Below are 26,531 nucleotides of genomic sequence, written 5' to 3' on the forward strand. Positions count from 1 at the left end.
ATTGCGCGGCGCCATCGGGCGCGGGGGCCGCCGGGGCGGCCGGCGCGGCCGCCTCGACGACCAGGGCGTCGTCCCCAGCCCCGGTTGCGCCCGCGCCCGCGATCGGGGCCGCCGCCCCCATGGCCATGACCGTGGGCGCCTTGTCCTTCAGTTCCAGGATCGCCTTCTGCGCGGTCTTGGGCCCGACCCCCTTGGCCGCGGCGACCGCCGACCAGTCGCCCAGCGCCATGGCCCGGCTGACCCCGTCGGCCCCCAACGTGCCCAGGATCGCCAGCGAAGCCTTGGCCCCGATGCCCTGCACGCTCATCAGCAGGCGGTGCCATTCCTTTTCCACCAGCGAGGGAAAGCCGAACAGCTGCAACAGGTCGTCGCGCACCAGCAGGTCGGTATAAAGCGAAACCGCCTCGCCCGGGCCGGGCAGCGCGGCCATGGTCCGGTCCGAGACGAAGACGACATAGCCCACCCCGCGCACGTCGATGAGGACGTGATCCTCGGCGCGGTAGTCGAGCCGCCCGGACAGCCGCCCGATCATGCCGTGGCCCCCCGGATCGCCCGCGCCAATTGCCCCGCCGATTGCAGGTGATGCGCATGGCAGATCGCGATGGCCAGCGCATCGGCGGCATCCGGCCCGGCCAGTTCGACCCCAGGCAGCTGCAGCCGCACCATGTGCGCGATCTGGTCCTTGTCGGCATGGCCCACGCCCACCACCGCCTTCTTGACGGCATTGGGCGCGTATTCGCCCACGGCCAGCCCGGCGCGGGCCACCACCAGCATGGCCACCCCGCGCGCCTGGCCCAGCTTGAGCGTGCCGGCCCCGTCCTTGTTGACGAAGGTCTGTTCCACCGCCGCGGCCTCGGGGGCATGCGCCGTGACAACTGCCTGCAACTGGTCATGAAGCGATAGCAGCCGCGCCGCCATCTCCGCGCCGGCTGATTCGCAGACGCCGTTTGCGAGGTGCGACACCCGCGTGCCCGCCACCTCGATCAGGCCCCAGCCTGTCTTGCGCAGCCCCGGATCAATGCCCAATACCCGCATGTCGCCCCGTCGTTATTGCCCTTTTGCAACAGCCCTAGCACAAAGAGCGAACACCGGCCAAGGTGCAATGCACGGCCCGAAAACGACGCGGCCTGTCCGCCCGCGACATCGCGCGATCACGATGGTCCGTTTTCGCCCTTTCCAAGCCTGAAAACGACATGGCCGGAACCCCGAATTTAATGAATTTAATCATCGGCTTGGCCAAAAATCCGGCCATGCTGAAAACGCATGAAAGCCATGCAAAAAACGCGCTGGCGCGGGGCGGCGGCGCTGCCTAATTGCGCACCAGGACACACCCGGCGCCCGCCCATTTCACAGGAGAGACCCATGGCCGCCATCGACATGACCCGCCCGCTCACCGGCTTCGGCTTCTCGTTCGCACGTGTCTTCGGCACTCTGGCCAGCTGGAACGACGCGCGCGCCACCCGCCGCGCCCTGTCCAGCCTCAGCCGCCGCGAACTTGACGATATCGGCCTGTGCCCCGGTGACATCGACCGCATCGCCCGGGGGAAACGCCGCTGAGCGCAGCGCAGGTGAGGCGGCCAAAGGGGCCGCGACACGATACGGCCGCGTCGGAACACACCGGCGCGGCCGTTTGATTTATCCGGTCGGAGCGGTTTTCGCCGGCGCGCTCAACGCCGCAGGTACGGCCGAAGCTCACTGCCGATCCAGACAGTCACGCCGTCGGGCTGCATCAGCCAGGCCCCGGCCCGTTCGACCGGCGTGCCGTCGCGCAGGTCATCGACGCGTTCCGCATAGCCCGCGGCACCGATATGGACCCAGAGCACGGACTTGAAGGCGAACCCGAGCAGCACCACGATCAGGATGCCGCGCAGCGGAACCCGCGGTCGCGCGACCCGCGGCCGGGCGCGGATCAGCCCGTCCTTGCCAACGCGGTGAACAACACCATTGCGGCGCATGCGGTCGTGGTCCCGCACGACGCGGCCCACACGCTTTTCGAACCCGGAATCAATCGACATGACAACCTCACTGTGACCCCCACCACAGTGTGTCGAAGGTGTCACCGAATTGTGGCAAAAATCGGGCAATCGCGGCGCGTTCACCGAGTTTGGGAGCGCGGTCACCCGGATTTGGTCAAAACCAGCGTTGTCCAGTCAACAATCTCGTCACTGGCGACAGGATTGAACCCGCAGCGTGCATAGGCCGCGCCAACCTCCTCGGCCTGGTGGGTCAGCAGCCCCGAGAGAATCACATGCCCGCCGGGGGCAGTATGGTCCGCGACAGCGGGCGCCAGATCGATCAGCGGCCCCTTCAGGATATTGGCGAAGACCAGGTCAAAGGGCGCGCGCCGGGCCAGCGGGTCGGCCTCGAATCCCGCGGCGGTGACACAGGTGACCGCCCCGGCCATGGCGTTGGCCGCGAGGTTGGCCTCGGCCACCTCGATAGCGACCGGGTCTATGTCGCTGGCGATGATCTGCGCGTCGGGAAGACACCTGGCCGCGGCCATGGCCAGCACCGCGGTGCCGCAGCCGATATCGGCGACATTGCGCGGCGCGATGCCCGCGCCAAGCAGCCGATCGAAGGCGCGCAGGCAGCCCAGCGTGGTGCCGTGGTGGCCGGTGCCAAAGGCCATGGCCGCCTCGATCAGCAGGCCCACGCGCCCCTCGGGCAGCTTGTCGGCGTCATGACTGCCGTGCACGAAAAAGCGCCCGGCCTCGACCGGGGCCAGCTCGCGTTTCACATGGGCGACCCAGTCGACCTCGGGCAGTTGCGACACGGCAAAGGGCCGGGCCCCGTGCGCCGCGGCCAGCAGCGCCAGCGCGACCTCATCGGGCGCCGCGTCGAAATAGCCGCCGACCTCCCACAGGCCCGAGCCGTCCTCCATCTCGAACACGCCCACCCCGGTCGGCGCGGGATCAAGCCCCTCCATCGCGGCGCCAAGCGCCTCGGCGGGGGCCTTGCCATCGAGGGTCGTCAGGGCGGTGAAGGTCGTCATGGGCTACTCCGCAGGGGCGGGCAGTGCCCGCGTCAGGATGGTTTCGTTTCCCGGGCCGGGATCGCGCGGGATCATCAGCGCAAGGGCCAGCGATATCCCCGCCATGCCCGCCGCCAGCCCGAAGACCGCCGCCGGCGAGGCCAACCAGAGATACCCCAGAAGCGCGGGCAGGAAAACCGCCGCGATATGGTTGATGGTGAAGGCCACCGCGGCTGTCGGGGCGATGTCGCCGGGATCGGCGATCTTCTGGAAATAGGTCTTCAGGGCCAGCGCCAGCGCGAAGAACATGTGGTCGATGACATAAAGCACCGAGGCCAGCACCACCCCCCAGCCAAACCAGTAGACCCCGCCATAGGCGAGAAAGACGCCGATCAGCCCGAGGTATTCGAAGGCCAGCGCCGCGCGTTCGCCCCAAAGGCCGACAAGCCGCCCCATCAATGGCGCGAAGATCATGTTCGCCACGAGGTTGATAAGGAACAGCGCGGTGACCTGGTGCACCTCGAAGCCGAACCGTTCCACCATCATGAACCCGGCAAAGACCACGAAGATCTGCCGCCGCGCGCCCGACATGAACTGCAGCGCGTAATAGAGCCAGTAGCGCCGGCGCAGCACCATCTGCCTGAGTTGGGGATGCGGGCTGTCGAATTGCGGGTAGGCGAGATAGCAGAACAGCGCCACCACCGCCGTGATACCGCCCGAGACCATGTAGACGAAATCATAGCTCAGACCGAAGCTTTCCCAGGTCAGCACGATCAGCACGTAGGCCGCCAGCGTCGCCGCCGACCCGGCCGCGACGATCCAGCCCAGCATCTGCGGCGCGCGCCGCTTGTCGATCCACTGCAGTTGAAGCGACTGGTTGACCGTCTCGAAGTAGTGGAACCCGATCGAGGACAGCATGGTTATGGTCAGAATGCCGCCCATCGAGGGAAACTGCGCGGTCAGCGCCGTAGAGACGCCGAGCATGGCCAGCGCGACGAGCCCCAGCACCTGTTCGCGAAACAGCATCAGCAGGGCGATCACCCCGATGGCCAAGAACCCCGGGATCTCGCGCACCGTGTGCAGCCAGCCGATGTCGGACCCGTCGAAGCCCGCGACCTCGACGACGAAATTGTTCAGCAGCGCCGACCAGGTGGCGAAGGCCACCGGCATGGCCGCGGCCATCAGGAACAAGAGCGTCACGGGCCTGCGCCAGGGCGGCAGGGACCGAGCCTCGTCAAGGGAAAGGATGCGCATCGCGGGCGAAATACGCCTTTTCCGCGTCCTTGGCGAGAGGCAATGGAGCGACGCGGCCACCCGCGTCTGATCCAGGTCAAGGCACTCGTATTCACGATGCGGCATGTTGGCGGAAACACCCCAGGATGACAGCCCCATGAACCTGACCCTCTTTCTTGCCGAAACCCTGGGCGAGGCGCGGACCGCAGCGCTTTTCGGCCTCCTGACCGGCGTGATCTTCGGCGTGGCCGCCCAGCGGTCGCGCTTCTGCCTGCGCGCGGCGACCAGCGAGTTCGCCCGCGGCATCTGGGGCGACAAGGTCGCGGTCTGGCTGCTGACATTCTCCACCGCGCTGGTCTGGGTGCAGGGCGCGCGGCTGCTGGGCCATGTCGACGTCACCGAGGCGCGGATCATGGCCGTTCCGGGCAGTTGGTCGGGGGCGATCCTCGGCGGCCTGGTGTTCGGGGCCGGCATGATCCTGGCGCGGGGCTGTTCGGGGCGCCTGCTGGTGCTGGCGGCCACCGGCAACCTGCGCTCGGTCGTCTCGGGGCTGGTCTTCGCCGTGGTGGCGCAGATGTCGCTGCAGGGCTGGCTGACCCCGCTGCGCGACCGGCTGGCCGGGCTCTGGATCACGCCGGGCGGACGCAACCTGGACCTGATGACCACCGCGCGCCTGCCCGACTGGGGCGGGCTGGCGCTGGGTATCGCGCTGGCCGGGCTGGCGCTGGCGCTGGCGCGGCGCAACCGGATCGGCGCCGCGCGGCTGATCTTTGCCTCGGGCGTGGGCTTTGCCGTGGCGATGGGCTGGTTCCTGACGACGGGTCTCAGCCGGATCGCCTTCGACCCCGTCACCATCGAGAGCGCGACCTTCACCGGCCCCTCGGCCAACACGCTGATGTTCTTTCTCGAACCCGCGCCGGTGCTGACCTTCTCGATCGGCCTGGTGCCGGGGGTCTTTCTCGGCTCTTTTCTGGCCGCGATCCTGACCCGCGAATTCCGCTTCCAGGGCTTCGAGGGCGCGGCCAACATGCGCCGCGCCCTTACCGGGGCGGCGATGATGGGCTTCGGCGGGATGCTGGCGGGCGGCTGCGCCATCGGGGCCGGGGTGACCGGCGGATCGGTCTTCGCCGGCACAGCCTGGGTGGCGCTGACGGCCATGTGGGTGGGCGGCATGCTGACGGACTATCTGGTGGACCAGCGCGGCCCGCAGGCGCAGCCGGCCTGAGCGGCGCGCCGCTGCGTCGACGCAGCGGGGGCGATCCGTCGAAGGATCGCCCGCCCGGCCCGACCGTCAGTAGAAAGACTGCGGATCGACGTCCACGGCCATGCGCAGGTCCCCCTTGAGCGTGACCTGCCCGGTCCATTCCGCCAGGGCCTGTTGCAGCGGCGCGGCCTTGTCGGCCTTGACCAGCAGGCGCACCCGGTGCCGGCCGCGGATGCGCGCGATGGGGGCCGGCGCCGGGCCGAAGACCTGCGCCCCGATCCGGCGCAGGGGCGCGTCGTTGCGCGCCATCTCCGTGCCCAGGTCGAAGACCGCCTGCGCCTCGGGCGCCGAGAGGATGATCCCGGCCATGCGCCCGTAGGGCGGCACGCCCGCGGCCTGGCGTTCGGCGGCCTCGGCGGCCCAGAAAGCCTCCTCGTCACCGCCCAGGATCGCGCGGATGACCGGATGCTCGGGCTGAAAGGTCTGAAGCAGCGCCGCGCCGGGCGTCGACGCCCGGCCCGCCCGGCCCGCCACCTGGCGCAGCAACTGGAACGTCCGTTCGGCCGCGCGCAGGTCCGACCCCTGCAGGCCGAGGTCGGCGTCGATCACGCCGACCAGCGTCAGCTCGGGAAAGTTGTGGCCCTTGGCGACCAGCTGCGTGCCGATGATGATATCCGCGTCACCCGCGGCGATCCCCTCGATCGCCTCCTTCAGCGCCCGGGCCGAACCGAACAGATCGGACGACAGCACCGCGATGCGCGCCGCGGGCCAGAGCGCGCGGGCCTCTTCCTCCAGCCGCTCGACGCCCGGGCCGACCGGCGCGAGCCGGTCCTCGGCCCCACAGCTGGGGCAGGCGGTCGGCATCGGCCGCGTCTCGCCGCACTGATGACACATCAGCCGTTTCAGGAAGCGATGTTCAACCATCGAGGCGTCGCAGTCGTCGCAGCCGATCTGGTGGCCGCAGGCCCGACAGATCGTCACCGGGGCATAGCCGCGCCGATTGAGAAAAAGCAGCGCCTGTTCCCCGCGCGCGATCCGCGTGTCCACCGCCCGCTTGAGGCTGGGCGAGATCCATTTGCCGCCCGGCAGCTCCTCGAGCCGCATGTCGATGGCCGACATCTCGGGCATAACGGCCGCGCCGAAGCGGTCGGCGAGGTCCAGCCGCGCGTATTTGCCGGCCTGCGCGTTGGCCCAGCTTTCCAGGCTGGGCGTGGCCGAGGCCAGGACCACCTGCCCGCCGCTCAGCGAGGCGCGCAGCACGGCCATGTCGCGCGCGTTGTAAAGGACCCCGTCCTCCTGCTTGTAGGAGGTGTCGTGTTCCTCATCCACCACGATCAGCCCGAGATCGCGAAAGGGCAGGAACAGGGCCGACCGCGCGCCCACGACCACCTGGCACCCCCCCTGCCCGACCATCTTCCAGCAGCGCCGCCGCTCGGTCAGGGTCACGCCGGAATGCCACTCGGCCGGCTTCATGCCGAAGCGCGCCTCGATCCGGGTCAGGAACTGCTCGGTCAGGGCGATCTCGGGCAACAGGACAAGCGCCTGCCGCCCCGCGCGCAGGGTTGCGGCCACCGCCTCGAGATACACCTCGGTCTTGCCCGACCCGGTCACGCCCTTGAGCAGCGTCGTGCCGTAGCGCCCGGCCCTGATCCCCGCGCGCAGCGCCTCCGCCGCCTGCGCCTGCGCCGCGGTCAGGGTCTTGCCGCCGTGATCCGGGTCCAGCCGGGGGTAGGGCGTATCGCGCGGCGCGTCCTCATCGCGGACGGCACCCTGTTTGACCAGCCCCTTGATGACCGAGGCCGACACCCCCGCCGTCTCGGCCAGTTCCGCCTGCGTGAAAGACAGCCCGCCATGGTCGCGCAGAACCCCGAGCACCCTTTCGCGCGCCGCGGTCATCCTGTCGGGCGCCGACTGGCCCAACCGGTAGACCCTGCGCATCGCCGGCGCATCGCCCAGGCCTGGGGCACGGGTGGCCAGCCGCAGCATGGCGGGCATGGGTGTCAGGGTATACGCCGCCGCCCGGTCCAGAAAGTCGCGCATGGCCGGGGTCATGGGCGCAAGGTCGAGCACCCGGATCACCGACCGGACCTTGGCCCGGTCATGGTCGCCGCGACCGGCCCCCCAGACAACGCCCAGCACCTTGCGCGGGCCCAGCGGCACCTCGACAAAGGCGCCCGGCCAGCACCCCCCCTCGGGCGCGGCGTAATCCAGCACCCGGTCCAGTGGCTGGGTGGTCAGCACGCCGACCAGCGCGCCCTCGTCGAAGAAGTCACCGGCGGCCGGGGTCATGTTAGCGCAACCATGAAGGGGTTTCCGAAGTGCCTGATCTGGGGTAAACCCTGCCATGATCCCTGCCAACCCCACGCACCCGGAGTCCTGACATGAAGTTCTTTGTCGATACCGCCGACGTCGATGCCATACGAGACCTGCACGCCTTGGGTATGGTGGACGGCGTCACCACGAACCCCTCGCTGATCATGAAGTCGGGCCGCGACATCCACGAGGTCACCAAGGAAATCTGCGACATGGTCGAAGGGCCGGTCAGCGCCGAGGTCGTCGCCACCGAGGCCGAGGCCATGGTCGCCGAGGGCCGCAAGCTGGCCGCGATTGCCGACAACATCGCCGTCAAGGTGCCGCTGACCTGGGACGGGCTGCGCGCCTGCAAGACGCTCACCGACGAGGGCCGGATGGTCAATGTCACGCTGTGCTTCTCGGCCAACCAGGCGCTGCTGGCGGCCAAGGCGGGCGCGACCTTCATCTCGCCCTTCATCGGGCGGCTGGACGACCTCAACCTCGACGGGCTGGAATTGATCGAGGACATCCGCACCATATACGACACCTACGGCTTCGACACCCAGATCCTCGCCGCCTCGATCCGGTCGGCCAACCACATGAGCGACTGCGCCAAGATGGGCGCCGACGTGGCCACGGCGCCGCCGGCGGTGATCCACAAGATGGCCGAGCACGTGCTGACCGACAAGGGCCTCGCAGCCTTCCTCGAGGACGCGGCCAAGGCCGGCATCAAGATCGTCTGACCGCGCGCGCCCCGCGGCTGGCAACACCCGGCCCGGGGCGGTATTTTGTTCTGGCCCGGCGCAAGCGGCTTCTGATATCCATTGAGCCAAACAAAAGGAATGGCCTCATGAGCAGCAGCCCCGGCCGGGACACCGGCGTCCGCGATCGCATCCTGTCCGACCCCGAGGCCGTGCTCGAGGATCAGGACGTGATGCGCGCGCTGATCGCCGCCAACGAAAAATCCATGGGATCGAACATCGTCGACCTGCGCGGCATCGCGATGGAACGGCTCGAGGCGCGGCTCGACCGCCTCGAAGACACCCATCGCAACGTGATCGCTGCGGCCTATGACAATCTCGCCGGCACCAACCAGATCCACCGCGCGATTCTGCGAATGATGGATGCCACCCGCTTCGAGGGGTTTCTTGCCGACCTTAAGGGCGATGTTGCCGATATCCTGCGCGTCGACACGCTGCGCCTGGTGCTGGAATCCGCCCATCCAGCCGACGACCCGGCGCTCAGACGCCTGCAGGACGTGCTGCGGGTGACTGAGCCGGGCTTCGTGGCCGACTACATCACGCAGGGCCGCAACCACCCGCCGCGCCAGGTGACCCTGCGCCAGCTGCGCACCGAGAACGAGATGCTCTTCGGCGAAAAGGCGGATTTCATCCGCTCCGAGGCCTGCCTGCGGCTCGACCTCGGGGCCGGGCGCCTGCCGGGGCTGCTGGTGCTGGGGGCCGAGGATCCGCACCAGTTCACGCCGCAACAGGGCACCGACCTGCTGGCCTTCTTCACCGGCGTTCTCGAACGCGTCATGCGGCGCTGGCTGGGCTAGGCCATGATCTCGCCGGCCCTGTCCGACGCGCTGGACCGCTGGCTTGACCACCGCCGCGCCCTCGGCGGCGCCGCCGAGAACACGATCGCCGCCTACCGCCGCGACGTGCTGTCGTTCCTGGCCTTCATGAGCAGGCACCACGGGGCGGCCCAGGGCCTGGCCCCGATCGCGCGGATCACCGTCTCGGACATGCGCGCCTGGATGGCCCATGAACGCGGCCGGGGCATCGCGGCGCGCTCGCTGGCGCGGGCGCTCTCGGCGGTGAAGGGCTTCTACCGCTGGCTGGCCGACCGCGAGGGTCTCGATCCCAGCGCCGTGCTCGCCACCCGCGCACCGAAACCCCGCACGCGGCTGCCACGGCCCCTGGCACCCGATGCTGCCAGAGCGATGCTCGACCAGGTGGATCTTCAGGCGCGCGAGCCCTGGATCGCCGCCCGCGACACGGCCGTCGTGACCCTGCTTTACGGCTGCGGGCTGCGCATCTCCGAAGCCTTGTCGCTGACCGGGCGCGACGCGCCGCTGGGCCAGAGCCTGCGCATCCGCGGCAAGGGCGGCAAGGACCGGCTGGTCCCCGTCCTGGCGGCCGCGCGCGACGCGGTCGCGGCCTATACCGAAACCTGCCCCCACCGGCTGGCCCCCGACGCTCCACTGTTTCGCGGGAAACGCGGTGGCGCGTTGTCGCCGCGCGCCATCCAGAAGGTCACCGAACAGGCGCGCCTGCAGCTTGGCCTGCCCGCAACGGCCACGCCCCATGCCCTGCGCCACAGCTTCGCCACGCATCTGCTGTCCGCTGGCGGCGACCTGCGCGCCATTCAGGACCTGCTGGGCCATGCCTCGCTCTCGACCACCCAGACCTACACCGCGGTGGACACCGCCCGCCTGATGGAGGTCTACGACCGTGCCCATCCGCGGTCGGGCAAGTAAACGCGTCTTCGGGTTTCAAGTACCGTGGGGGAGTCGGTCGCAGACCGACGGGGGCAAAGCCCCCCGACCCGAGGCGGCGCCCCGCCGCCGAGATATCCTGCGTGGCGCAGCCACACCGCTTGGCGGCCCCCCGCTTGCGCCGCCGCGGCAAATCCGACATGACAGCCGCATGACAGATCACGGCAAGGCCCTCACCGTTCACCTGCTCACCGGCACCGGGGCCGTCTTTGCCATGCTCGCAATGCTCGAGGCGATCCAGCAGGACTGGGCGCTCATGTTCGTCTGGCTGGTCGTGGCCTTTGCCGTGGACGGCGTCGACGGCCCCCTGGCGCGGCGCTACGACGTCAAGCGCCACGCGCCGCGCTTCGACGGGGTCCTGCTCGACCTCATCATCGACTACCTGACCTACGTCTTCATCCCGGCCTATGCGCTCTATGCCAGCGGGCTGATGGACGGCTGGTCAGGCTGGGCCGCGGTGATCGCCATCACCTACGGCTCGGCGCTGTATTTCGCCGACACCAGCATGAAGACCACCGACAACTCCTTCCAGGGCTTTCCCGGCTGTTGGAACATGGCCGTTCTGGTGCTCTTTGCCACGGAACCGCACTGGGCGATCTGCCTGACACTGGTCGTGGCGCTGACCGTGGCCATGTTCCTGCCGGTCAAGTTCATCCACCCGGTGCGGACACGGCGCTGGCGCGCGGTCTCGCTCCCGGTGGCGGTGATCTGGACCGCGCTGGCCGGCTACGCCGCCTGGACCGGCTTTACCCCCGGCCCGGGCGTGACCGCCGGGCTGGTCGCGACCTCGCTCTACCTAGCTTTGGCCGGGCCGGTGCAGCAGGCGCTGCACGGCCTCGACGACCGCGGCCGCGCCTAACCGAGCGCCGCGTCGCAGCGCCCGCAGACCCCGGGGTGGGCATGGCGGCCCACGTCCGGCAGGAACTTCCAGCAGCGCTGGCACTTGTCGCCTTCGGCGCGCTCGAAGACCACGCCGACGCCATCGACCTCCGGCAAGCGAAGCGCCTCTGCCGGCGCGGGGTCGGTCGTCACGCGGATGGCCGAGGTGATGCAGATATCCTCGAAATTCACGGTATCGAGGATCGCCTTCGCCGCGGCATCGACATGCACCACCGGTGCGGCCTCCAGCGAGGCGCCGATCACCTTGTCCCGGCGCTGGACCTCCAGCGCGGCGGTCACTGCCCGGCGCACCTGCCGCACCGTCGCCCATTTTCCGGCCAGCTCTTCATCGCGCCAGTCGGCCGGCGTCTCGGGGAAATCCACCAGGTGGACGGAACTGTCCGCGCCGGGGAACCGTTCCAGCCAGACCTCCTCCATGGTGAAGACAAGCACCGGCGCCAGCCATGTCGTCAGGCGGTGGAACAGGATGTCCAGCACCGTCAGCGCGGCGCGACGGCGGTCGCTGTCGCCGTCGCAGTAAAGCGCGTCCTTTCGGATGTCGAAATAGAAGGCCGACAGATCCCCGGTCGCGAAGTTGAACAGTGCCTGAACGACCTCCTGGAAATCGAACCTGGCATAGCCCTCGCGCACCACGCCGTCGAGCTCGGCCACCCGGTGCAGCACCCAGCGTTCCAGTTCCGGCATCTCGGCGGGCTCAACCCGGTCGGCCTCCTCGAAATGCGCCAGCGCCCCCAGCAGGAACCGCAGGGTGTTGCGCAACCGGCGATAGCTGTCGGCCACGCCTTTCAGTATTTCCGGCCCGATCCGCTGGTCGGCCTTGTAATCGGTCTGCGCCACCCAGAGCCGCAGGATATCGGCCCCGTACTGCTTGACCACGTCATCGGGCGCCACGACGTTGCCCAACGACTTGGACATCTTGTTGCCCTTCTCGTCCAGCGTGAAGCCGTGGGTGACGACGTTGCGATAGGGCGCGCGCCCCTTGGTCCCGCAGGCCTGCAGCAGCGAGGAATGGAACCAGCCGCGGTGCTGGTCGGTGCCTTCCATGTAGACATCGGCGATGCCGTCCGGCGTGCCATCGGCCCGGTCGCGCAGCACGAAGGCGTGGGTCGAGCCGGAATCGAACCAGACGTCGAGAATGTCGAAGACCTGCTCCCAGTCCTCGGGGTCGTAGTCGTTGCCCAGGAAACGCGCCTTGGCGCCGGGCCGGTACCAGGCATCCGCGCCCTCGGCCGCGAAGGCCTCGGCGATGCGGGCGTTGACGGTTTCGTCGCGCAGCAGGAAGTCCGGGTCGGTGGGCAGCGCGCTCCTCTTGGTGAAACAGGTCAGCGGCACGCCCCAGGCGCGTTGCCGCGACAGCACCCAGTCGGGGCGGGCTTCCATCATCGACCGCAGCCGGTTCTGCCCCGAGGCCGGGGTGAAGCTGACCAGCTCATTGATCGAACCCAGCGCGCGTTCGCGGATGGTCGTGCCGTGGGCGTCCTGCCCGTCGCCCACGGGGCGGTCGATGGCGGCGAACCACTGCGGCGTGTTGCGGTAGATCACCGGCGCCTTGGAGCGCCAGGAATGCGGATAGCTGTGCTTGATCTTGCCGCGCGCCAGCAGGCCGCCGACCTCGGCCAGCTTGGCGATGATGGCGGCGTTGGCGTCACCTTCCCAGTCGCCCTTCTTGGGCTTGTCGCGCAGGATCTTCTTGCCGCCGAAGAACGGCAAATCGGCGCGGAAGCTTCCGTCGTCCATGACGTTGTAGGTGATGACCTGGTCGAGCATGCCAAGTTCGCGGTAAAGCTCGTATTCCTCCATCCCGTGGCTGGGCGCGCAATGGACAAATCCGGTGCCCTCTTCATCGGTGACGAAATCGGCGGCGCGGAAATCGCGCAGGTCGTCCCATTCGCCGTTCGCCCCTTCGGCCCCGGCCAGCGGGTGCTTGAGGGTCAGGCCCGACAGCTCCTCGGAGGTGACGTCGCGCACGCGCCGCCACATGCCGTCGTCGAGCCGCGCGCGGGCCATGACGTCCGCCGCCAGATTGTCGGCCAGCAGATAGCGATCGCCGACCTTGGCCCAGCATTCGGCGGGCGTCTCCGTGACCTCGTAGAGGCCATAGGAAATGTCCGCGCCAAAGACCACGGCCTTGTTCGACGGGATGGTCCAGGGCGTGGTGGTCCAGATGACGACATGGGCACCAATCAGACTTTTCTTATGCTCTCTGTCCGCATCTGCATCCGGCAACGTGTCTCCAACCCCAGTATTGGAAGTATCGTTAATCTCGAACTTCACCCAGACGGTAAAGCTCTCCTTGTCGTGGTACTCCACCTCGGCCTCGGCCAGGGCGGTCTTTTCCACCGGCGACCACATCACCGGCTTGGAGCCCTGGTAGAGCGTGCCGGTCATCAGGAATTTCATGAATTCCTCGGCGATCACGCGTTCGGCGTGGAAATCCATCGTCAGGTAGGGATCGGCCCAGTTGCCGGTTATGCCCAGCCGCTTGAACTCGTCGCGCTGGGTGTCGATCCAGCCCTCGGCGAAGCGACGGCATTCCTGGCGGAAGTCGATGACGTCCACCTGGTCCTTGTCCTGGCCCTTTTCGCGGTAGCTTTCCTCGATCTTCCACTCGATGGGCAGGCCGTGGCAGTCCCAGCCGGGCACGTAGCGCGCATCGTGGCCCAGCATCTGGTGGCTGCGCACCATGATGTCCTTGATCGTCTTGTTCAGGCCGTGGCCGATGTGCAGGTGCCCGTTGGCATAGGGCGGGCCGTCATGCAGCACGAAGGGCGGCCGGCCCTCTTTCTCGCGCAGGCGGTCGTAGATGCCGATGCGTTCCCAATGCGCCAGCCAGTCGGGTTCGCGCTTGGGCAGGCCCGCGCGCATGGGAAAATCGGTTTTCGGCAGTCTCAGCGTGTCTTTGTAGTCGGGCGTGTCGGCGCACATCGTGTCGCGTCCTTCGCAATTCGGGGGTCAGTCACGGCGAATAGGGTCGGTGCGGATCCCTCGGGCACCTTTGCCCGGCGTCCCTGAGCGATGTCAGGGCGCCGGGGTCGTAATTCGTGTGATGGGCCGCGCGTGTCTCATGTCGGGTGGCTTATAGGCCCCGGCGCGGCAGGGGTAAAGTGGGGCATCGCCGCCGCGCCCCTGCTCGTCGCCCCTTGGCGCGGACGGGGCGATGGCCTATCTAGCCGCCATGCCGTTGCCGCCGAAATTCGATGTCTCGGAAGACGAGATCGCGCGCGTCGTCGCCCACTTCTACGAACAGGTCCGCGCCCATCCCAAGCTGGGGCCGGTCTTTGCCGTCCACGTTGATGACTGGCCGGCCCACGAGGAAAAGATCGTCCGGTTCTGGTGCAACGCGATCCGGCACGAACGGGTCTACGACGGCAACCCGGTGCAGGTGCATGTCGCCGCCGGCAACGTCCGCCCCGGCATGTTCGAAACCTGGCTCGCGGTGTTCGACCGGGTACTGGAACAGGAGCTGTCCGCGGCGCAGGCCCGGTCGTGGTCGGCGCTGGCGCACCGCATCGGGGCCAGCATGCGCGCCGCGGTGGTGGATCGCCAGAAGCCCGGCGAGGTGCCAGTCCTGCGTTAGGCGCGCGCAAACAGCCCCGACAGCGCTCGCTTGACCATGCCGCTGACCGAGGGTCGTGCGACGCTGGAAAAGGGCAGCGGCCGGCAGACCTCCATCGCCGCCACGCCGACGCGCGCGGTCAGCGCGCCGTTCACCACTCCCTCGCCGAACCGGCGCGAGACCTTCGACAGCACCCCGCCGCCGGCGACCGATCCGATCAGGTCGTCGCCCACGGCCACCGCCCCGGTGGCAACGAGGTGCGCCAGCACCGACCGGGTCAGCCGCCAGCTGCCCAGCGCGCCCGAACGGCCACCGTAGATCTCCGCGATGCGGCGGATCATGCCGATGTTGGCCGACAGCGCGGTGAAGATATCCGCAAAGGCCAGGGGGACCACCGCCGTGACTGTCGCCACACGGCGCGCGGCGGCCTCGACCTCTTGCCGTGCGCGCTTGTCCAGCGGGTCCAGCATCGTGGTCTCGGCCAGGCCCAGCAGCGCGTCGGCGTCGAGAACCTCGTCGCGCCGCTCGGTGAACGCGGCGCGCCCCCAGGCGGTATCCTCGCGGTCCTTGTATATGGCCAGAAGCCCCTCGCTGACCGCGCGCGCGCCGCTCAGGGCGCCGTCGGCCAGCGCCTCGGCGGCATGCGATTGCAGCCGGTCCACCCGGCGCAGCCGCATCAACGCGGCCAGCTCGCGCAAGGCGATCAGCAGCAGAACGAGGCAGAAAATCCCTGTCAGACCCAGCGCGAGCAGGCCCAGCAGCGGCGAGCGGTCCAGCAACGCGGTGACAAAATCATGCGCCGCGACGGCGGCGGCAAAGCCCACGAGCGCCGCAAGGCTGCCCCAGAACCACCGCATCAGCCGCGAGCCGCGCCGCGCGGCCAGATGCGCCGCCGCCTGCAGCGCGGCCCGGTCAGGCGCGTCCTCGGGCACCGGCGGCGCGGCCTCGGGCGCGATCACGTCGCTGTCGTCCAGATCGATCAGGACCGGGCCGCGGCTCATAGCCTGTCCCCCAGCAGGAATTGCGCGGCCCGGTCCAGGCGGATATGCGGCGGCCCCTCGCCCGGTTTCAGGGTCAGGGGCAGCGGCGCGAAGCGCATCACCTCGTAGTCCGCCCCCAGCCAGGCCGTGGCGCCCTGGCGCGCGGGGGCCAGTAGGTGCGCGGGGTCTTCCGGCAGGGCGCCGGGGTGAAAGGCCGCGCGCCGATCCGTGCCTGCAATCCGGCCCCGCACCACCGCCAGCTCGGCCCCATCATGGATCACGCGATCCTCGTCGGTGGCCCGCAGGGCGGCGATGGACATGGCGCGCGCCTCGGCCCCGGCAAAGGCGGCCCGGTCGCGGGCGTCGCGCAGGAGGCCCTCGGTGATCGCGGTCAGCCGCGGGTGCTGGTCATGGTGCAGGTGATCGGCCTTGGTCGCCGCGAAAAGGATGCGGTCGATGCGCCGCCCCCTGAGCAGGCGGCCGAGCACATCGTTGCGCCCCGGCCGGAACGCCGTCAGGATATCGCCCATCGCCCGGCGCAGGTCCTCGACCGCGCGCGGACCGGCATGGATCGCGCCCAGCACGTCGACCAGTACGACCTGCCGGTCGATCTTCGCGAAATGGTCGCGAAAGAACGGCCCAACCACGTTGCGCTTGTAGCTGTCAAAGCGGCGCTCGAACTCGCGCCAAAGGCTGCGGCGGCCGGGCCTGTCGACCGGTGGCAGCGGCGCGAAGGTCAGCACGGGCGAGCCGTCCAGATCGCCCGGCAGCATGAAGCGCCCCGGCGTGCAATCGGAATAGCCCGCCGCACGGGCGGCGTTCAGATGCGCGGTATAGCTCCGGGCCAGGTCCTGCGCCGCCGGTTCGTCGAGCCCTGCCGAAGGATCGGCGGCGCGCAACCGCGCCAGGTAGTCGGCCCCATTGGGCCGGTCCGCGATCCGGGCCAGGACCTCGGCCGACCAGGTGGCGAAGTCCTTGTCCAGCAGCGACAGGTCCAGCAGCCATTCCCCGGGGTAGTCCACGATGTCGACATGCACCGTCCGCGGCCCCTGGACCGACCCGATCAGCCCGCCCGGCTGCACTCGCAGCGACAGGCGCAGCTGGGAAATGCGGCGCGTGCTTTCCGGCCAGGTCGGATCGCGCGCGGTCAGGTCGGCCAGATGCGCCTCGTAGTCGAAGCGCGGCACGGTATCGTCGGGCTGGGGCTGCAGGTAGGCGGCCCGGATCGCCCCGCGCGCGGCCGGCTGGAACTGCGGCATCCGGCCCCGGTCCAGCAGGTTGGCCACCAGCGCGGTGATGAAGACGGTCTTGCCGGCCCGGCTCAGGCCGGTGACGCCAAGCCGGATCACCGGATCGCTGAACGGCGCGGACAGGGTGCCGGTCACCCCGTCCACGCCCCGCGAAATCCCGTCTGCGAGGGTCGAAAGAACCACCGCCGCCCCTTTCCTGGCCGTTCGGCACGAGGATAGGCGGGCGGCGGCGCGATGTGTAGGGATTGATTTCGCCCCGGCCCGCGCCTAAGGCCGCGCCATGCCCCGCTATGCGCTCAAGGTCGAATACAACGGTCAGCCCTTCCACGGCTGGCAGCGCCAGACCGACCTGGCCACGGTGCAGGGCGCCATCGAGAGCGCGCTGGCCCGGCTGGAGCCGCGCCGCCCCGCCATCGTCGGGGCCGGGCGCACCGATTCGGGAGTTCACGCCCTGGGCCAGGTGGCGCACTGCGACCTCGACAGGGACTGGGACCCGTTCCGCCTGTCCGAGGCGCTCAACTACCACCTGCGGCCCGCGCCCTTGGCCATCCTGGCCTGCGCACGGGTGGCCGCGGACTGGCACGCGCGCTTCTCGGCGACCGAGCGGCGCTATCTCTTTCGGCTGGTGTCGCGCCGTGCGCCGCTGACCTTTGAAAAGGGCCGGGCCTGGCGGGTGCCGCAACGGCTGGAGCCGGAGGCGATGCGCGCCGGCGCGGCGCATTTGGTGGGCAAGCACGATTTCACGACCTTCCGATCCACGATCTGCCAGGCCGACAGCCCGGTCAAGACGCTGGACGCGCTGGAGATCGAAGACCATCAGCGCCGCGATGGCGGCACGGAATTCCTGTTCCATCTGCGCGCGCGGTCTTTCCTACACAACCAGGTGCGCAGTTTCGTGGGAACGCTGGAACGGGTCGGCACCGGGGCCTGGGACCCGGACCGAGTGAAGACGGCGCTCGCCGCGCGCGACCGCGCCGCCTGCGGCCCGGTCTGCCCGCCCGACGGGCTCTATCTTGCCGGGGTCGGCTACCCCGAGGACCCGTTCGTGGGCTGACCGCGGCATGTCCCTGCCGCCCGGCGCGGTTTCACGTTTCCACCGTCGCCTGTGCGCGTTACACCTTGGCCATGGTGCTGCGTTTCAAGGAGGACGCGTGCGACGTCTGACAGGTTTGATCGCCCTGACGATCTGGCTCTGGCCGCTCTGGGCGGCCGCGCAGGACGTGCGCCTGACCCTGAAGGGCGGAGACGAGGCGCTGGAGTCGCAGCTTCGCAACGCCTCGCTCGTGGTCGCGCTGGAGCGGGACGGCGCCGAAGCGCCGCAGGATTACGTCGCCGCCGCGCGGGCCGATTACGAACGGCTTCTGACCGGGCTATACCGGGCCGGCCACTATGGCGGCACCATCTCGATCCGGGTGGACGGGCAAGAGGCGGTGACGCTGGACCCGCTGCTGCCGCGCGACTCGGTCGGGAAGGTCGCACTGCGCATCGACCCCGGGCCGCGCTTCAACTTCGGCCGAACGGGCGTGGCACCGGTGACGCCGGCCACCACCCTGCCCGATGCCTTCGCCACCGGCGAGCCGGCGCGCAGCGCCGTCATCCGCGAGGCCACCCGCGCCGCCGTTGAGGGCTGGCGCGCCGAGGGGCACGCACTGGCGGAACCCGCCGAACAGGACATCACCGCCGACCATCGCGCGCAAACCCTCGACGTCGCGGTGCGGATCGCGCCCGGCCCGGTGCTGAGCTACGGCGAGATCGCCGTGACCGGGGCCGAGCGCAGCCGGCCCGACCGTGTCCGCGCCATCGCCGGCCTGCGCCCCGGGCGACAATTCGACCCGGCCGAGATCGCCCGGGCCGAGGCCAACCTGCGCCGCACCGGGGCCTTTGCCTCGGCCACGGTGATCGAGGGCGAGGAGGCAGGCGCCGATGACACCCTGCCGATGGCCCTGCGCATCGTCGAACAGCCCCTGCGGCGGCTGGGCTTCGGGGCCGAATACTCCAGCGTCTCGGGGCTGACATTGTCGAGCTTCTGGCTGCATCGTAACCTGATGGGCGGGGCCGAACGACTGCGCGTCGATGGCGAGATCACGGGCCTTGCGGGGACGACCGGCGGCATCGACTACGGCCTGTCGGCCAGTTACCTGCGCCCGGCGACCTTCCGGTCGGACACCGACTTCTACGCCGATCTCGGGATCGAGCAGCGCGACGACCCGAAGTTCTTCGAGCGCCAGCTCACGGCCGAGGCGGGATTCATCCGGCGCATCCGGGACGAGGCCGTGGTCGAGGCCGGGCTTGGCTACCGCGCGGGCGAGGTCGAGGATTCGCAGGGAACGCGCCGTTACCAGGTCCTGACCCTGCCCATCGCGGGCACGCGCGATCGCCGCGACGACGAATTCGACGCCACCTCGGGCTATTTCGCCAACCTCGAGATCATGCCCTTCGCCGGCCTGTCGGGCAGCGGCAACGGGGTGCGCGTCTACGGCGACGGGCGCGTGTATCGCAGCGTCGGGGCCGAGGACCGCGTCACTTTCGCCCTGCGCGGGCAGGCCGGCGCGGTCTGGGGCGCGCAGGCCGCCGACGTGCCGGCCAGCTTCCTGTTCTTCTCGGGCGGCGGCGGCACGGTGCGCGGCCAGTCTTACCAGTCGCTCGCCGTGGACCTGGGCGGCGGCAACGAAATCGGCGGCCGCGCCTTCGTCGGGGCCCAGGCCGAGGCCCGCGTCGGGATCACCGACAAAATCGGTGTCGTCGGCTTTTATGACACCGGCTTCATCGGCGCCGACGCCTTCGATTTCGGCAGCGGTGACTGGCAATCCGGCGCCGGGCTGGGCCTGCGCTACGACACCGGCATTGGGCCGATACGGCTGGACCTCGCCACCCCGGCCAGCGGCGCCGAGGCCGGCGAGGGCCTGCAAGTCTACATTGGGATCGGGCAGGCGTTCTGATGCGGTATCTTCTCGTGATCCTCAGTCTTGTCCTCGCCGCCCCGGCCTCGGCCCAACAGGCCGAGGACGACCGCGGCTTCCTGACCGGCCTGATCGAGGACGCGACCTCGGGCCTGGGCCGCGAGGTCCGGCTGGAGGGCTTCGAGGGCGCGCTGGCCTCGCGCGCGACGGTCGAGGCGATCACCATCGCCGACGACACCGGTGTCTGGCTGCGGCTGGAGGACGCCAGCCTGCAATGGACCCGCTCGGCCCTTCTGAAGGGCGAGATCCGGATCAAGGAACTGGCCGCCGCGCGCATCATCCTCAGCCGGGTCCCCGAACCGGCGGGCGGCCCCGACGTACCCAGCGCGCAGGCCAGGCCCTTCACCCTGCCCGACCTGCCGGTCTCGGTCGAGATCGGCGAGATCCGCGCGGACCGGATCGAGATCGCGGAGCCTTTTCTTGGCGAACCCGTCACCGCGCGGCTGGCCGGGGCGCTGTCGCTGGTCGACGGGCTGGCCGATGCGGACCTGACGCTGGAACGGCTGGACGACAAGACCGGGCGTTTTGCCCTGGACACCCGCTATGACGAAGCCTCGGGGCAACTGGCACTGTCGCTGCTGGCCGAAGAGGGGCAGAACGGGATCGCGGCGCGGATTCTGGGCCTGCCGGGCCGTCCGGCCCTGCGCCTTGAGGTTACCGGCGACGCGCCCATCGCCGCCTTCGACGCCGAGCTGTCCCTCGCCACCGACGGGACCGACCGGGTGACCGGCCGGGTCCAGCTGGGCCGCGAGGGCGGCGAACCGGACGTGCCGGGGGAAACCTGGTTCAATCTGGCCCTGACAGGCGACCTGCGGCCACTGCTGCAGGAGGACTATCACGCTTTCTTCGGCGACACGTCCAGCCTGCTGGCCTCGGGCGTGCGCGAGGGTGACGGGGCGCTGGACCTGACGTCGCTGTCCATCGAGACCGAGCAGCTGTCCCTGGGCGGATCGGCCCGGATCGGGGCGCAGGGCTGGCCAGAAGCCTTTGATCTGACCGGCCACATGGCGGCGGCGGATGGCCAACCGGTGCGCCTGCCGCTGTCCGGCCCCCGCACCGAGGTGGCCGCGGCCGATATCACGCTGCGCTACGACGCGGACGAGGGGGACGGCTGGTCGGGCCGCTTCACCGCACAAGGCCTGACGCGCCCCGACCTTTCGGCCGACCGGCTGACCCTGCGCGGGTCGGGCACGATCACCGAGGGCGCGGGCGCGGACCGCGGGCGCTTTTCGGCCGATCTGGACTATGCCGCGACCGGGCTTGCGCTGGACGACCCCGCCCGGGCCGAGGCACTGGGGTCCGACATCCGGGGAACCCTGCGTTTCGCCCGGCTGGAAGGCGAACCCTTCGTGGTGCAGGCGCTGACCGTTCGCGGCGCCGGCCTTTCGGCGCGGGCCAGTGCCTTTGTCAGCGGCGCCGACGCCCGTTTCCGCACCCGCGCCGAGGCGCGGATCGACGCGCGGGACTTCGGCCGGTTTTCGGGGCTTGTCGGCCGCCCCCTGGCCGGGGACGGGCAGATCGCCCTGGCGGGAACGTTCCAGCCCTTCGATGGCATCTTCGAGGTCGACCTGAGCGCCCAGACCCGCGACCTGGGGCTGGGCCTTGCCCGGCTCGACCCGCTGCTCACCGGCCCGACGCGCCTGTCGCTGACCGCTGCCCGCGACGAGACCGGCACCCGGCTCGACAACCTGACCCTGCGCGGCGATCACCTGTCGGCCGAGGCCAGCGCCGAGATCACGGACAAGGCGGCCAGCGGGACCGTTGCCGCGCGAATCCCCGAGACGCGCCGGGTCGACCCGGCCCTTGCCGGCCCCGGCACCTTCGAGGCGGACCTGCGCACCGACGCGGGTGGCGTCGTCACCGCCGACGCGACCCTGACCGCCCCTGACACGCGGCTGACCACCGAAGTTACGGCGACACCCGAAGGCGGCGACGGCTATGCCCTGGCGGGCCGGGCCATGCTGGACGCGCGCGACCTGGCGCGGTTCTCGGGTCTGACGGGCCAGCGACTGGGCGGGGCGCTGAGCATCGAGGCGCGCGGCGACTATGCCACCGAAACCGGCGCGGCAGAGGCCGGTCTGACAGTCACCACGCAAGACCTGCGCGCCGGACCCGCGGGGCTCGATCCGCTGCTGCGCGGGGCGGGCGAGCTGCGCGCGGATTTCGACCAGGGCCCAAGCGGGCGCATCGCCCTCACCGGGCTGCGCGCGCGCTTTCCCAATATCAGCGCCGACGGAAATGTGGACATCGGCGACGACGGCTTCGCCCGCGCCGAGCTGGACATGCGGCTGGCCGATGTGGGCCTGCTGGCGCCTGATTTTTCCGGCCCGGCCACCGCCCGGATAGAGGCCGCGCAGGACCCGCGCGGCTGGCAGGTCTCGGGCCGTGGCAGCGGCCCGGCGGGCACCACCGGGCAGGCCGATGGCCGGGTCGGAAACGACGGTCAACTGGCGCTGGACCTGACCGGCCAAGCCCCGCTGGGGCTGGCCAATGCCTTCATCGCGCCGCGCCAGATCAGCGGGCTGGCGCGCTATGATCTCTCCGTGAACGGGCCGGCGCGCCCGGCCTCGCTTTCGGGCGAGATCACGCTGTCGGACGGGCGGCTGACGGCCCCGAACATGGGCCAGGCGGTTGAGGCGCTCTCGGGTCGGATCGGCCTGGGTGGCGGCGTCGCGCGGCTGGACATCGGGGGCGACCTGGCCGCCGGGGGGCAGGTCGCAGCCGATGGCAGCATCGGACTTTCCGTGCCCAATACCGCCGACCTGCGCCTCGACTTGCAGCGCGCCCGTCTGCGCGACCCCGCCCTCTACGAGACCCGAGCGACCGGAACGATCCGCATAGACGGGCCGCTGACCAGAGGGCCGGGCATCACCGGGCGGATCGACCTTGCCCGGACCGAGATCCGGGTGCCCTCGAGCCCCGTCTCGACGCTGGGCGACCTGCCGCGTGTCACGCACCGGTCCCCGGACGCGGCGGTGCGGCAGACCCTCGACCGCGCCGGTGTCGCCCCCGATACCGGCGGGCGTGGCGACACAGCGCGGCGCGGGCGCCCCTCGCCGCTTGACCTGCGGATCGACGCCCCGGCGCGGATCTTCGTGCGCGGTCGCGGGCTGGACGCGGAACTGGGCGGGTCGCTGCGGCTGACCGGCACCACCGCCGCGGTGCGTCCCATCGGGCGTTTCGACCTGCTGCGCGGGCGTCTGGACATCCTCGGCCAGCGGTTCGACCTGACCGAGGGCTATGCCGAGTTGCAGGGCGATTTCATCCCCTACCTGCGCCTTGTCGCCCGCACCGAGGCGCGCTCGGGCACCGATGTCTCGATCATCGTCGAGGGTCCGGCGGACAACCCCGACGTCCGTTTCGAGAGCAGCCCCGAGTTGCCGCAGGACGAGGTGCTGGCGCAATTGCTCTTCGGCCGCGACCTGTCCTCGATAAGCCCGCTTCAGGCCGTTCAGCTGGCCTCGGCGGTGGCCACCCTGTCGGGGCGCGGCGGGGGCGGCGCGCTTGAGGGGCTGCGCGAGGGGCTGGCGCTCGACGATTTCGACGTCACCACCGACGAGGACGGCAATGCCGCCGTGCGGGCTGGCAAGTATATCTCGGAAAACGTCTATACCGACATCACCGTCGGCGCCGATGGCACCTCCGAGATCAACCTGAACCTCGACGTCACCGACGAGGTGACCGCGCGCGGCCGCTTCGGATCGGAGGGCGAGTCCAGCCTCGGGGTGTTCTACGAGCGGGACTACTAGGCGCTCACCGGATCAGGCCTCGGCCAGCACCTCCTCGACCTCCTGAAAGGGGCAGGCCACCAGCCGGTCGGGGTCGGCGGCCTCCATCGCCGGGCGGGCCTGCGCGCAGCTGGGCTGCGCCTTTGGGCAACGGGTGCGGAACACGCAGCCCGAGGGCGGGCTGAGCGGGCTAGGCAGATCTCCCTCCAGCACCGGGCGGTACCGGGCGGCCTCGCGCACCGGGTCGGGGATCGGGACCGAGGCGATCAGCGCCTGCGTGTAGGGATGGCGCGGCGTCGCTGTTACGGCGCGGGCCGGGCCGACCTCCATCGGGCAGCCCAGATACATGACCATGATCCGGTCCGAGATGTGTTTCACCACGCTCAGATCATGGGCGATGAAGATCATCGACAGGCCCATCTCCGCCTGCAGCTCCCGGAGCAGGTTGACCACCTGCGCCTGCACCGAAACATCCAGCGCCGAGACGGGCTCGTCACAGACCAGCAGCTTCGGCTTGAGGATCAGCGCCCGGGCAATGCCGATGCGCTGGCACTGGCCGCCGGAAAACTCGTGCGGGTAACGGTTGATCAGGTTAGGCAGCAGCCCGACCTTGTCCATGATTTCGGCGACCCGGGATTTGACCTCCTGGCGCGGGGTCCGGGGTTCATGGGTGATCAGCGGTTCGGCGATGATGTCACCCACCGTCATGCGCGGGTTCAGGGCCGCCAGCGGGTCCTGGAACACCATCTGCACGTCGCGGCGGTGGCGCCGGGTTTCCTGTGGCGTCATCTGCGCGAGGTCGCGGCCTTCGTAGAGGATCTGGCCGCCGGACTGGGGGATCGTGCCGATCACGGCGCGGGCCAGCGTGGACTTGCCCGAGCCGCTCTCGCCCACAAGGCCCAGAGTCTCGCCCGGCATCAGGTCCACCGACAGCTTGCTGACCGCGTGCAGTTTCAACGAGGGCGTCCAGGGCCAGGCCCCCTGCGGACGCACGTCGAACGTGACCGAAACATCGCGGATTGACAGGATCGGGTCAGCCATCGCGCATCTCCTCGTGCATCTCGGCGGGGGTGGCGTGGCAGGCGCGGTGGCGGCTGTCCGTCATCGGCGCGAGCCCCGGCTTGACGGTCGGGCAATGATCGCGCGCGATCTCGCAGCGCGGCGAGAAGGGACAGCCCGCGGGCAGGTTGGACATGTCCGGCGGCTCGCCCGAGATCGTGCGCAGGACCTCGGCCTCGCGGTCCAGCCGCGGCACGGCGCGAAGCAGACCGGCCGTGTAGGGGTGCGACGGGTCGGCGAAGATCGGGGCGGTGGGCCCCTCCTCCATGGTCTGCCCGCCATAGAGCACCAGCGTCCGGTCGCAGAAATCCGCGACGATGCCGAGGTCATGGGTGATGAGGATCACGGCGGTGTCGAAGTCTTCGCGTATCTCGCCCAGCAGGGTCATGATCTGCGCCTGCACGGTCACGTCCAGCGCCGTGGTTGGCTCATCCGCGATCAGCAGGCGCGGCCGGCACAGCAGCGCCATGGCGATCATGATCCGCTGGCGCATGCCGCCGGAAAACTCGTGCGGATACATGCTGACCCGGGCCCTCGCATCGGGGATGCGCACGGCGTCCAGCATCTGCACGGCCCGGGTGATGGCGTCGGTCTTCGACAGGCCCTTGTGCAGTTGCAGCACCTCGGCCATCTGGTCGCTGACCCGGATGTAGGGGTTCAGCGAGGTCATCGGGTCCTGGAAGATCATGCCGATCTGGTTGGACCGCACCGTGTTGAGTTGCCGCGGCGAGAGCGACAGCAGGTCTGTCCCGTCAAAGGCGACGCGGCCCGTGGCCGCGCCGTTGCGCGCCAGCAGGCCCATGATCGCAAAGGCGGTCTGGGACTTGCCCGAGCCGCTTTCGCCGACGATGGCGAGGCTTTCCTTCTCGGCCAGGGTGAAATCGAGGCCGTTGACGGCATTCACCGGGCCGTCGTTGGTGCGGAAGGTGACGGTCAGGTCGGAAACATCCAGAAGCGCCATGGGTTCAGCGGTCCTTGGGGTCGAGCGCGTCGCGCAGGCCGTCGCCCACGAAGAAGAAGGCGAACAGCGTGATCAGGAAAAAGAACAGCGGGTAGAACAGCATCCAGAGCGTGCCGTTGTTCATCTGCTTGGTGCCCAGGCTCATCAGCGCCCCGAGCGAGGTGTTGGGTTCCTGCACCCCCAGTCCGAGGTAGGAAATGAAGCTCTCGAAGATGATCATCTGCGGCACCAGCAGCGTGGCATAGACGATGACGATGCCCAGCAGGTTGGGCACGACGTGGCGCAGGATGATCGTGAGGGGTGTCACGCCGGTGGCCACGGCGGCCTCGACGAATTCCTTGTTCTTGAGGGTCAGGGTCTGGCCGCGCGCGATGCGCGCCATGTCCAGCCAGGAGATCAGCCCGATGCCAATGAACAGCATCAGGATCGAGCGGCCGAAGATCACCAGCATCAGGATCAGCACGAACATGAAGGGGATCGACATCAGAACGTCGACAGTGCGCATCATGATGTTGTCGACCCGGCCGCCGATATAGCCGGCGGTGGCCCCGTAGAGCGTGCCCACGACAACAGCCACCAGCGCGCCGACGATCCCCACCAGCAGCGAGATCCGCGTGCCCTGCACCGTGCGCGCGTAAAGGTCGCGCCCGTCGATATCGACGCCGAAGTAGTGCCCCGTCGCGATCGAGGGGCTGCCCTGATAAGCATTGGCGCCCATCAGCGAGAAATCCACGAAATCGCGTTCATACTGCGCGATCAGCCCGCCGAAGGCCGCAAAGAGGCACACCCCGATCAGCACCGCCAGTCCGGCCAGCGCCGCCTTGTTGCGAAAGAACCGCGCCCGGGCATCAGCCCAGAGCGAACGGCCACGGACCTCGGCCAGGTCGCCGACCTCCTGCAGCATCTTGGCGTCGGGTTGTGCGAGTTTCATGGCCCT

At 69.7% G+C, this 26,531-nt stretch carries 22 protein-coding genes; 10 read left to right on the plus strand and 12 right to left on the minus strand.

Features of this window, described 5'->3' with window-relative positions:
* A partial coding sequence (ruvA, locus tag BU124_RS09870; RefSeq protein WP_143529949.1) for a Holliday junction branch migration protein RuvA occupies positions 1 to 532 on the minus strand: 532 nt, incomplete at its 3' end.
* Positions 529 to 1,035, minus strand: a complete 507-nt coding sequence (ruvC, locus tag BU124_RS09875) for a crossover junction endodeoxyribonuclease RuvC (RefSeq protein ID WP_084863265.1) — start codon at positions 1,033 to 1,035, stop codon at positions 529 to 531. The genes ruvC and ruvA, both read right to left, overlap by 4 nt.
* Positions 1,036 to 1,362: 327 nt before the next feature.
* Here ruvC and BU124_RS09880 point away from each other — a divergent pair, with 327 nt between their 5' ends.
* Complete coding sequence (locus tag BU124_RS09880) at positions 1,363 to 1,557, plus strand: DUF1127 domain-containing protein (protein WP_084863267.1); 195 nt, start codon at positions 1,363 to 1,365, stop codon at positions 1,555 to 1,557.
* 110 nt (positions 1,558 to 1,667) lie between these two features.
* On the opposite strand, the gene BU124_RS09885 is transcribed toward BU124_RS09880, so the two are convergent.
* From BU124_RS09885 to BU124_RS09895, 3 genes are all read right to left on the minus strand, one after another.
* Positions 1,668 to 2,015 (minus strand): hypothetical protein, encoded by a 348-nt coding sequence (locus BU124_RS09885; protein WP_245831663.1) that lies wholly within the window; start codon positions 2,013 to 2,015, stop codon positions 1,668 to 1,670.
* Positions 2,016 to 2,116: 101 nt separating this feature from the next.
* Positions 2,117 to 2,992, minus strand: coding sequence for a 50S ribosomal protein L11 methyltransferase (locus BU124_RS09890; RefSeq protein WP_084863269.1), 876 nt, complete (start codon positions 2,990 to 2,992; stop codon positions 2,117 to 2,119).
* Between the two features lie 3 nt (positions 2,993 to 2,995).
* A complete protein-coding gene (locus tag BU124_RS09895) occupies positions 2,996 to 4,225 on the minus strand; it encodes an MFS transporter (protein WP_084863271.1) in 1,230 nt (409 codons plus the stop codon).
* Positions 4,226 to 4,361: 136 nt separating this feature from the next.
* Between BU124_RS09895 and BU124_RS09900 the strand changes: the two genes are divergently transcribed.
* Positions 4,362 to 5,429, plus strand: a complete 1,068-nt coding sequence (locus tag BU124_RS09900) for a YeeE/YedE family protein (RefSeq protein WP_084863273.1) — start codon at positions 4,362 to 4,364, stop codon at positions 5,427 to 5,429.
* Positions 5,430 to 5,495: 66 nt separating this feature from the next.
* On the opposite strand, the gene BU124_RS09905 is transcribed toward BU124_RS09900, so the two are convergent.
* Positions 5,496 to 7,697 (minus strand): primosomal protein N', encoded by a 2,202-nt coding sequence (locus tag BU124_RS09905; protein ID WP_084863275.1) that lies wholly within the window; start codon positions 7,695 to 7,697, stop codon positions 5,496 to 5,498.
* Positions 7,698 to 7,789: 92 nt separating this feature from the next.
* On the opposite strand from BU124_RS09905, the gene fsa reads away from it, so the two are divergent.
* The 4 genes from fsa (at position 7,790) to BU124_RS09925 (ending at position 11,059) form a co-directional block, all read left to right on the plus strand.
* Positions 7,790 to 8,443: a fructose-6-phosphate aldolase gene (gene fsa, locus BU124_RS09910; protein WP_084863277.1), complete on the plus strand. Its 654-nt coding sequence runs from the start codon at positions 7,790 to 7,792 to the stop codon at positions 8,441 to 8,443.
* A 107-nt stretch (positions 8,444 to 8,550) separates the two neighbouring features.
* Entirely contained in the window at positions 8,551 to 9,258 is a 708-nt protein-coding gene (locus tag BU124_RS09915; RefSeq protein ID WP_084863279.1) for a DUF484 family protein, read from the plus strand.
* A 3-nt stretch (positions 9,259 to 9,261) separates the two neighbouring features.
* Positions 9,262 to 10,182, plus strand: coding sequence for a tyrosine recombinase XerC (locus BU124_RS09920; protein WP_084863281.1), 921 nt, complete (start codon positions 9,262 to 9,264; stop codon positions 10,180 to 10,182).
* A 169-nt stretch (positions 10,183 to 10,351) separates the two neighbouring features.
* Positions 10,352 to 11,059, plus strand: coding sequence for a CDP-alcohol phosphatidyltransferase family protein (locus BU124_RS09925; RefSeq protein WP_084863283.1), 708 nt, complete (start codon positions 10,352 to 10,354; stop codon positions 11,057 to 11,059).
* Here the strand turns inward: BU124_RS09925 and ileS are convergent.
* A complete protein-coding gene (gene ileS / locus BU124_RS09930) occupies positions 11,056 to 14,025 on the minus strand; it encodes an isoleucine--tRNA ligase (protein WP_084863286.1) in 2,970 nt (989 codons plus the stop codon). The genes BU124_RS09925 and ileS overlap by 4 nt on opposite strands.
* Positions 14,026 to 14,257: 232 nt before the next feature.
* Here ileS and BU124_RS09935 point away from each other — a divergent pair, with 232 nt between their 5' ends.
* Positions 14,258 to 14,677 (plus strand): group III truncated hemoglobin, encoded by a 420-nt coding sequence (locus tag BU124_RS09935; protein WP_245831664.1) that lies wholly within the window; start codon positions 14,258 to 14,260, stop codon positions 14,675 to 14,677.
* Here BU124_RS09935 and BU124_RS09940 read toward each other — a convergent pair.
* Both BU124_RS09940 and BU124_RS09945 read right to left on the minus strand, forming a co-directional pair.
* Positions 14,674 to 15,657 (minus strand): YcjF family protein, encoded by a 984-nt coding sequence (locus BU124_RS09940; RefSeq protein ID WP_084863288.1) that lies wholly within the window; start codon positions 15,655 to 15,657, stop codon positions 14,674 to 14,676. The two genes, BU124_RS09935 and BU124_RS09940, sit on opposite strands and share 4 nt — an antisense overlap.
* On the minus strand, positions 15,654 to 17,069 hold the full coding sequence (locus BU124_RS09945; RefSeq protein WP_084863289.1) for a YcjX family GTP-binding protein: 1,416 nt from the start codon (positions 17,067 to 17,069) through the stop codon (positions 15,654 to 15,656). The genes BU124_RS09940 and BU124_RS09945 overlap by 4 nt, the downstream gene beginning before the upstream one ends.
* 97 nt (positions 17,070 to 17,166) lie before the next feature.
* Here BU124_RS09945 and truA point away from each other — a divergent pair, with 97 nt between their 5' ends.
* The 3 genes from truA (at position 17,167) to BU124_RS09960 (ending at position 23,595) form a co-directional block, all read left to right on the plus strand.
* Positions 17,167 to 17,940 (plus strand): tRNA pseudouridine(38-40) synthase TruA, encoded by a 774-nt coding sequence (gene truA, locus BU124_RS09950; RefSeq protein WP_084863292.1) that lies wholly within the window; start codon positions 17,167 to 17,169, stop codon positions 17,938 to 17,940.
* A gap of 97 nt (positions 17,941 to 18,037) precedes the next feature.
* The gene (locus BU124_RS09955) at positions 18,038 to 19,825 is read left to right on the plus strand and encodes an autotransporter assembly complex protein TamA (protein WP_084863293.1); all 1,788 of its coding nucleotides are present in this window, start codon (positions 18,038 to 18,040) and stop codon (positions 19,823 to 19,825) included.
* Entirely contained in the window at positions 19,825 to 23,595 is a 3,771-nt protein-coding gene (locus tag BU124_RS09960) for a translocation/assembly module TamB domain-containing protein (protein WP_084863295.1), read from the plus strand. Before BU124_RS09955 ends, BU124_RS09960 begins: the two co-directional genes overlap by 1 nt.
* Before the next feature lie 12 nt (positions 23,596 to 23,607).
* Here the strand turns inward: BU124_RS09960 and BU124_RS09965 are convergent, their stop codons facing one another.
* From BU124_RS09965 to BU124_RS09975, 3 genes are read right to left on the minus strand one after another with little or no spacing between them, the layout of a single operon-like run.
* Complete coding sequence (locus BU124_RS09965) at positions 23,608 to 24,615, minus strand: oligopeptide/dipeptide ABC transporter ATP-binding protein (protein WP_084863297.1); 1,008 nt, start codon at positions 24,613 to 24,615, stop codon at positions 23,608 to 23,610.
* Positions 24,608 to 25,594 carry an oligopeptide/dipeptide ABC transporter ATP-binding protein gene (locus tag BU124_RS09970; RefSeq protein WP_084863299.1) on the minus strand — a complete coding sequence of 329 codons (987 nt, stop codon included), beginning with the start codon at positions 25,592 to 25,594 and terminating at the stop codon, positions 24,608 to 24,610. The genes BU124_RS09965 and BU124_RS09970 overlap by 8 nt, the downstream gene beginning before the upstream one ends.
* Before the next feature lie 4 nt (positions 25,595 to 25,598).
* Complete coding sequence (locus BU124_RS09975; RefSeq protein ID WP_084863301.1) at positions 25,599 to 26,525, minus strand: ABC transporter permease subunit; 927 nt, start codon at positions 26,523 to 26,525, stop codon at positions 25,599 to 25,601.
* Positions 26,526 to 26,531: the final 6 nt, after the last annotated feature.

Origin of the sequence: Salibaculum halophilum, assembly GCF_002094885.1 — a bacterium.
Taxonomy (GTDB): domain Bacteria; phylum Pseudomonadota; class Alphaproteobacteria; order Rhodobacterales; family Rhodobacteraceae; genus Salibaculum; species Salibaculum halophilum.

Bases quoted from the DNA above. Each gene is read 5' to 3' on its own strand.
- ruvC (WP_084863265.1), bottom strand. From the start codon at position 1,035: ATGCGGGTATTGGGCATTGATCCGGGGCTGCGCAAGACAGGCTGGGGC.
- BU124_RS09880 (WP_084863267.1), top strand. From the start codon at position 1,363: ATGGCCGCCATCGACATGACCCGCCCGCTCACCGGCTTCGGCTTCTCG.
- BU124_RS09885 (WP_245831663.1), bottom strand. From the start codon at position 2,015: ATGTCGATTGATTCCGGGTTCGAAAAGCGTGTGGGCCGCGTCGTGCGG.
- BU124_RS09890 (WP_084863269.1), bottom strand. From the start codon at position 2,992: ATGACGACCTTCACCGCCCTGACGACCCTCGATGGCAAGGCCCCCGCC.
- BU124_RS09895 (WP_084863271.1), bottom strand. From the start codon at position 4,225: ATGCGCATCCTTTCCCTTGACGAGGCTCGGTCCCTGCCGCCCTGGCGC.
- BU124_RS09900 (WP_084863273.1), top strand. From the start codon at position 4,362: ATGAACCTGACCCTCTTTCTTGCCGAAACCCTGGGCGAGGCGCGGACC.
- BU124_RS09905 (WP_084863275.1), bottom strand. From the start codon at position 7,697: ATGACCCCGGCCGCCGGTGACTTCTTCGACGAGGGCGCGCTGGTCGGC.
- fsa (WP_084863277.1), top strand. From the start codon at position 7,790: ATGAAGTTCTTTGTCGATACCGCCGACGTCGATGCCATACGAGACCTG.
- BU124_RS09915 (WP_084863279.1), top strand. From the start codon at position 8,551: ATGAGCAGCAGCCCCGGCCGGGACACCGGCGTCCGCGATCGCATCCTG.
- BU124_RS09920 (WP_084863281.1), top strand. From the start codon at position 9,262: ATGATCTCGCCGGCCCTGTCCGACGCGCTGGACCGCTGGCTTGACCAC.
- BU124_RS09925 (WP_084863283.1), top strand. From the start codon at position 10,352: ATGACAGATCACGGCAAGGCCCTCACCGTTCACCTGCTCACCGGCACC.
- ileS (WP_084863286.1), bottom strand. From the start codon at position 14,025: ATGTGCGCCGACACGCCCGACTACAAAGACACGCTGAGACTGCCGAAA.
- BU124_RS09935 (WP_245831664.1), top strand. From the start codon at position 14,258: ATGGCCTATCTAGCCGCCATGCCGTTGCCGCCGAAATTCGATGTCTCG.
- BU124_RS09940 (WP_084863288.1), bottom strand. From the start codon at position 15,657: ATGAGCCGCGGCCCGGTCCTGATCGATCTGGACGACAGCGACGTGATC.
- truA (WP_084863292.1), top strand. From the start codon at position 17,167: ATGCCCCGCTATGCGCTCAAGGTCGAATACAACGGTCAGCCCTTCCAC.
- BU124_RS09960 (WP_084863295.1), top strand. From the start codon at position 19,825: ATGCGGTATCTTCTCGTGATCCTCAGTCTTGTCCTCGCCGCCCCGGCC.
- BU124_RS09965 (WP_084863297.1), bottom strand. From the start codon at position 24,615: ATGGCTGACCCGATCCTGTCAATCCGCGATGTTTCGGTCACGTTCGAC.
- BU124_RS09970 (WP_084863299.1), bottom strand. From the start codon at position 25,594: ATGGCGCTTCTGGATGTTTCCGACCTGACCGTCACCTTCCGCACCAAC.
- BU124_RS09975 (WP_084863301.1), bottom strand. From the start codon at position 26,525: ATGAAACTCGCACAACCCGACGCCAAGATGCTGCAGGAGGTCGGCGAC.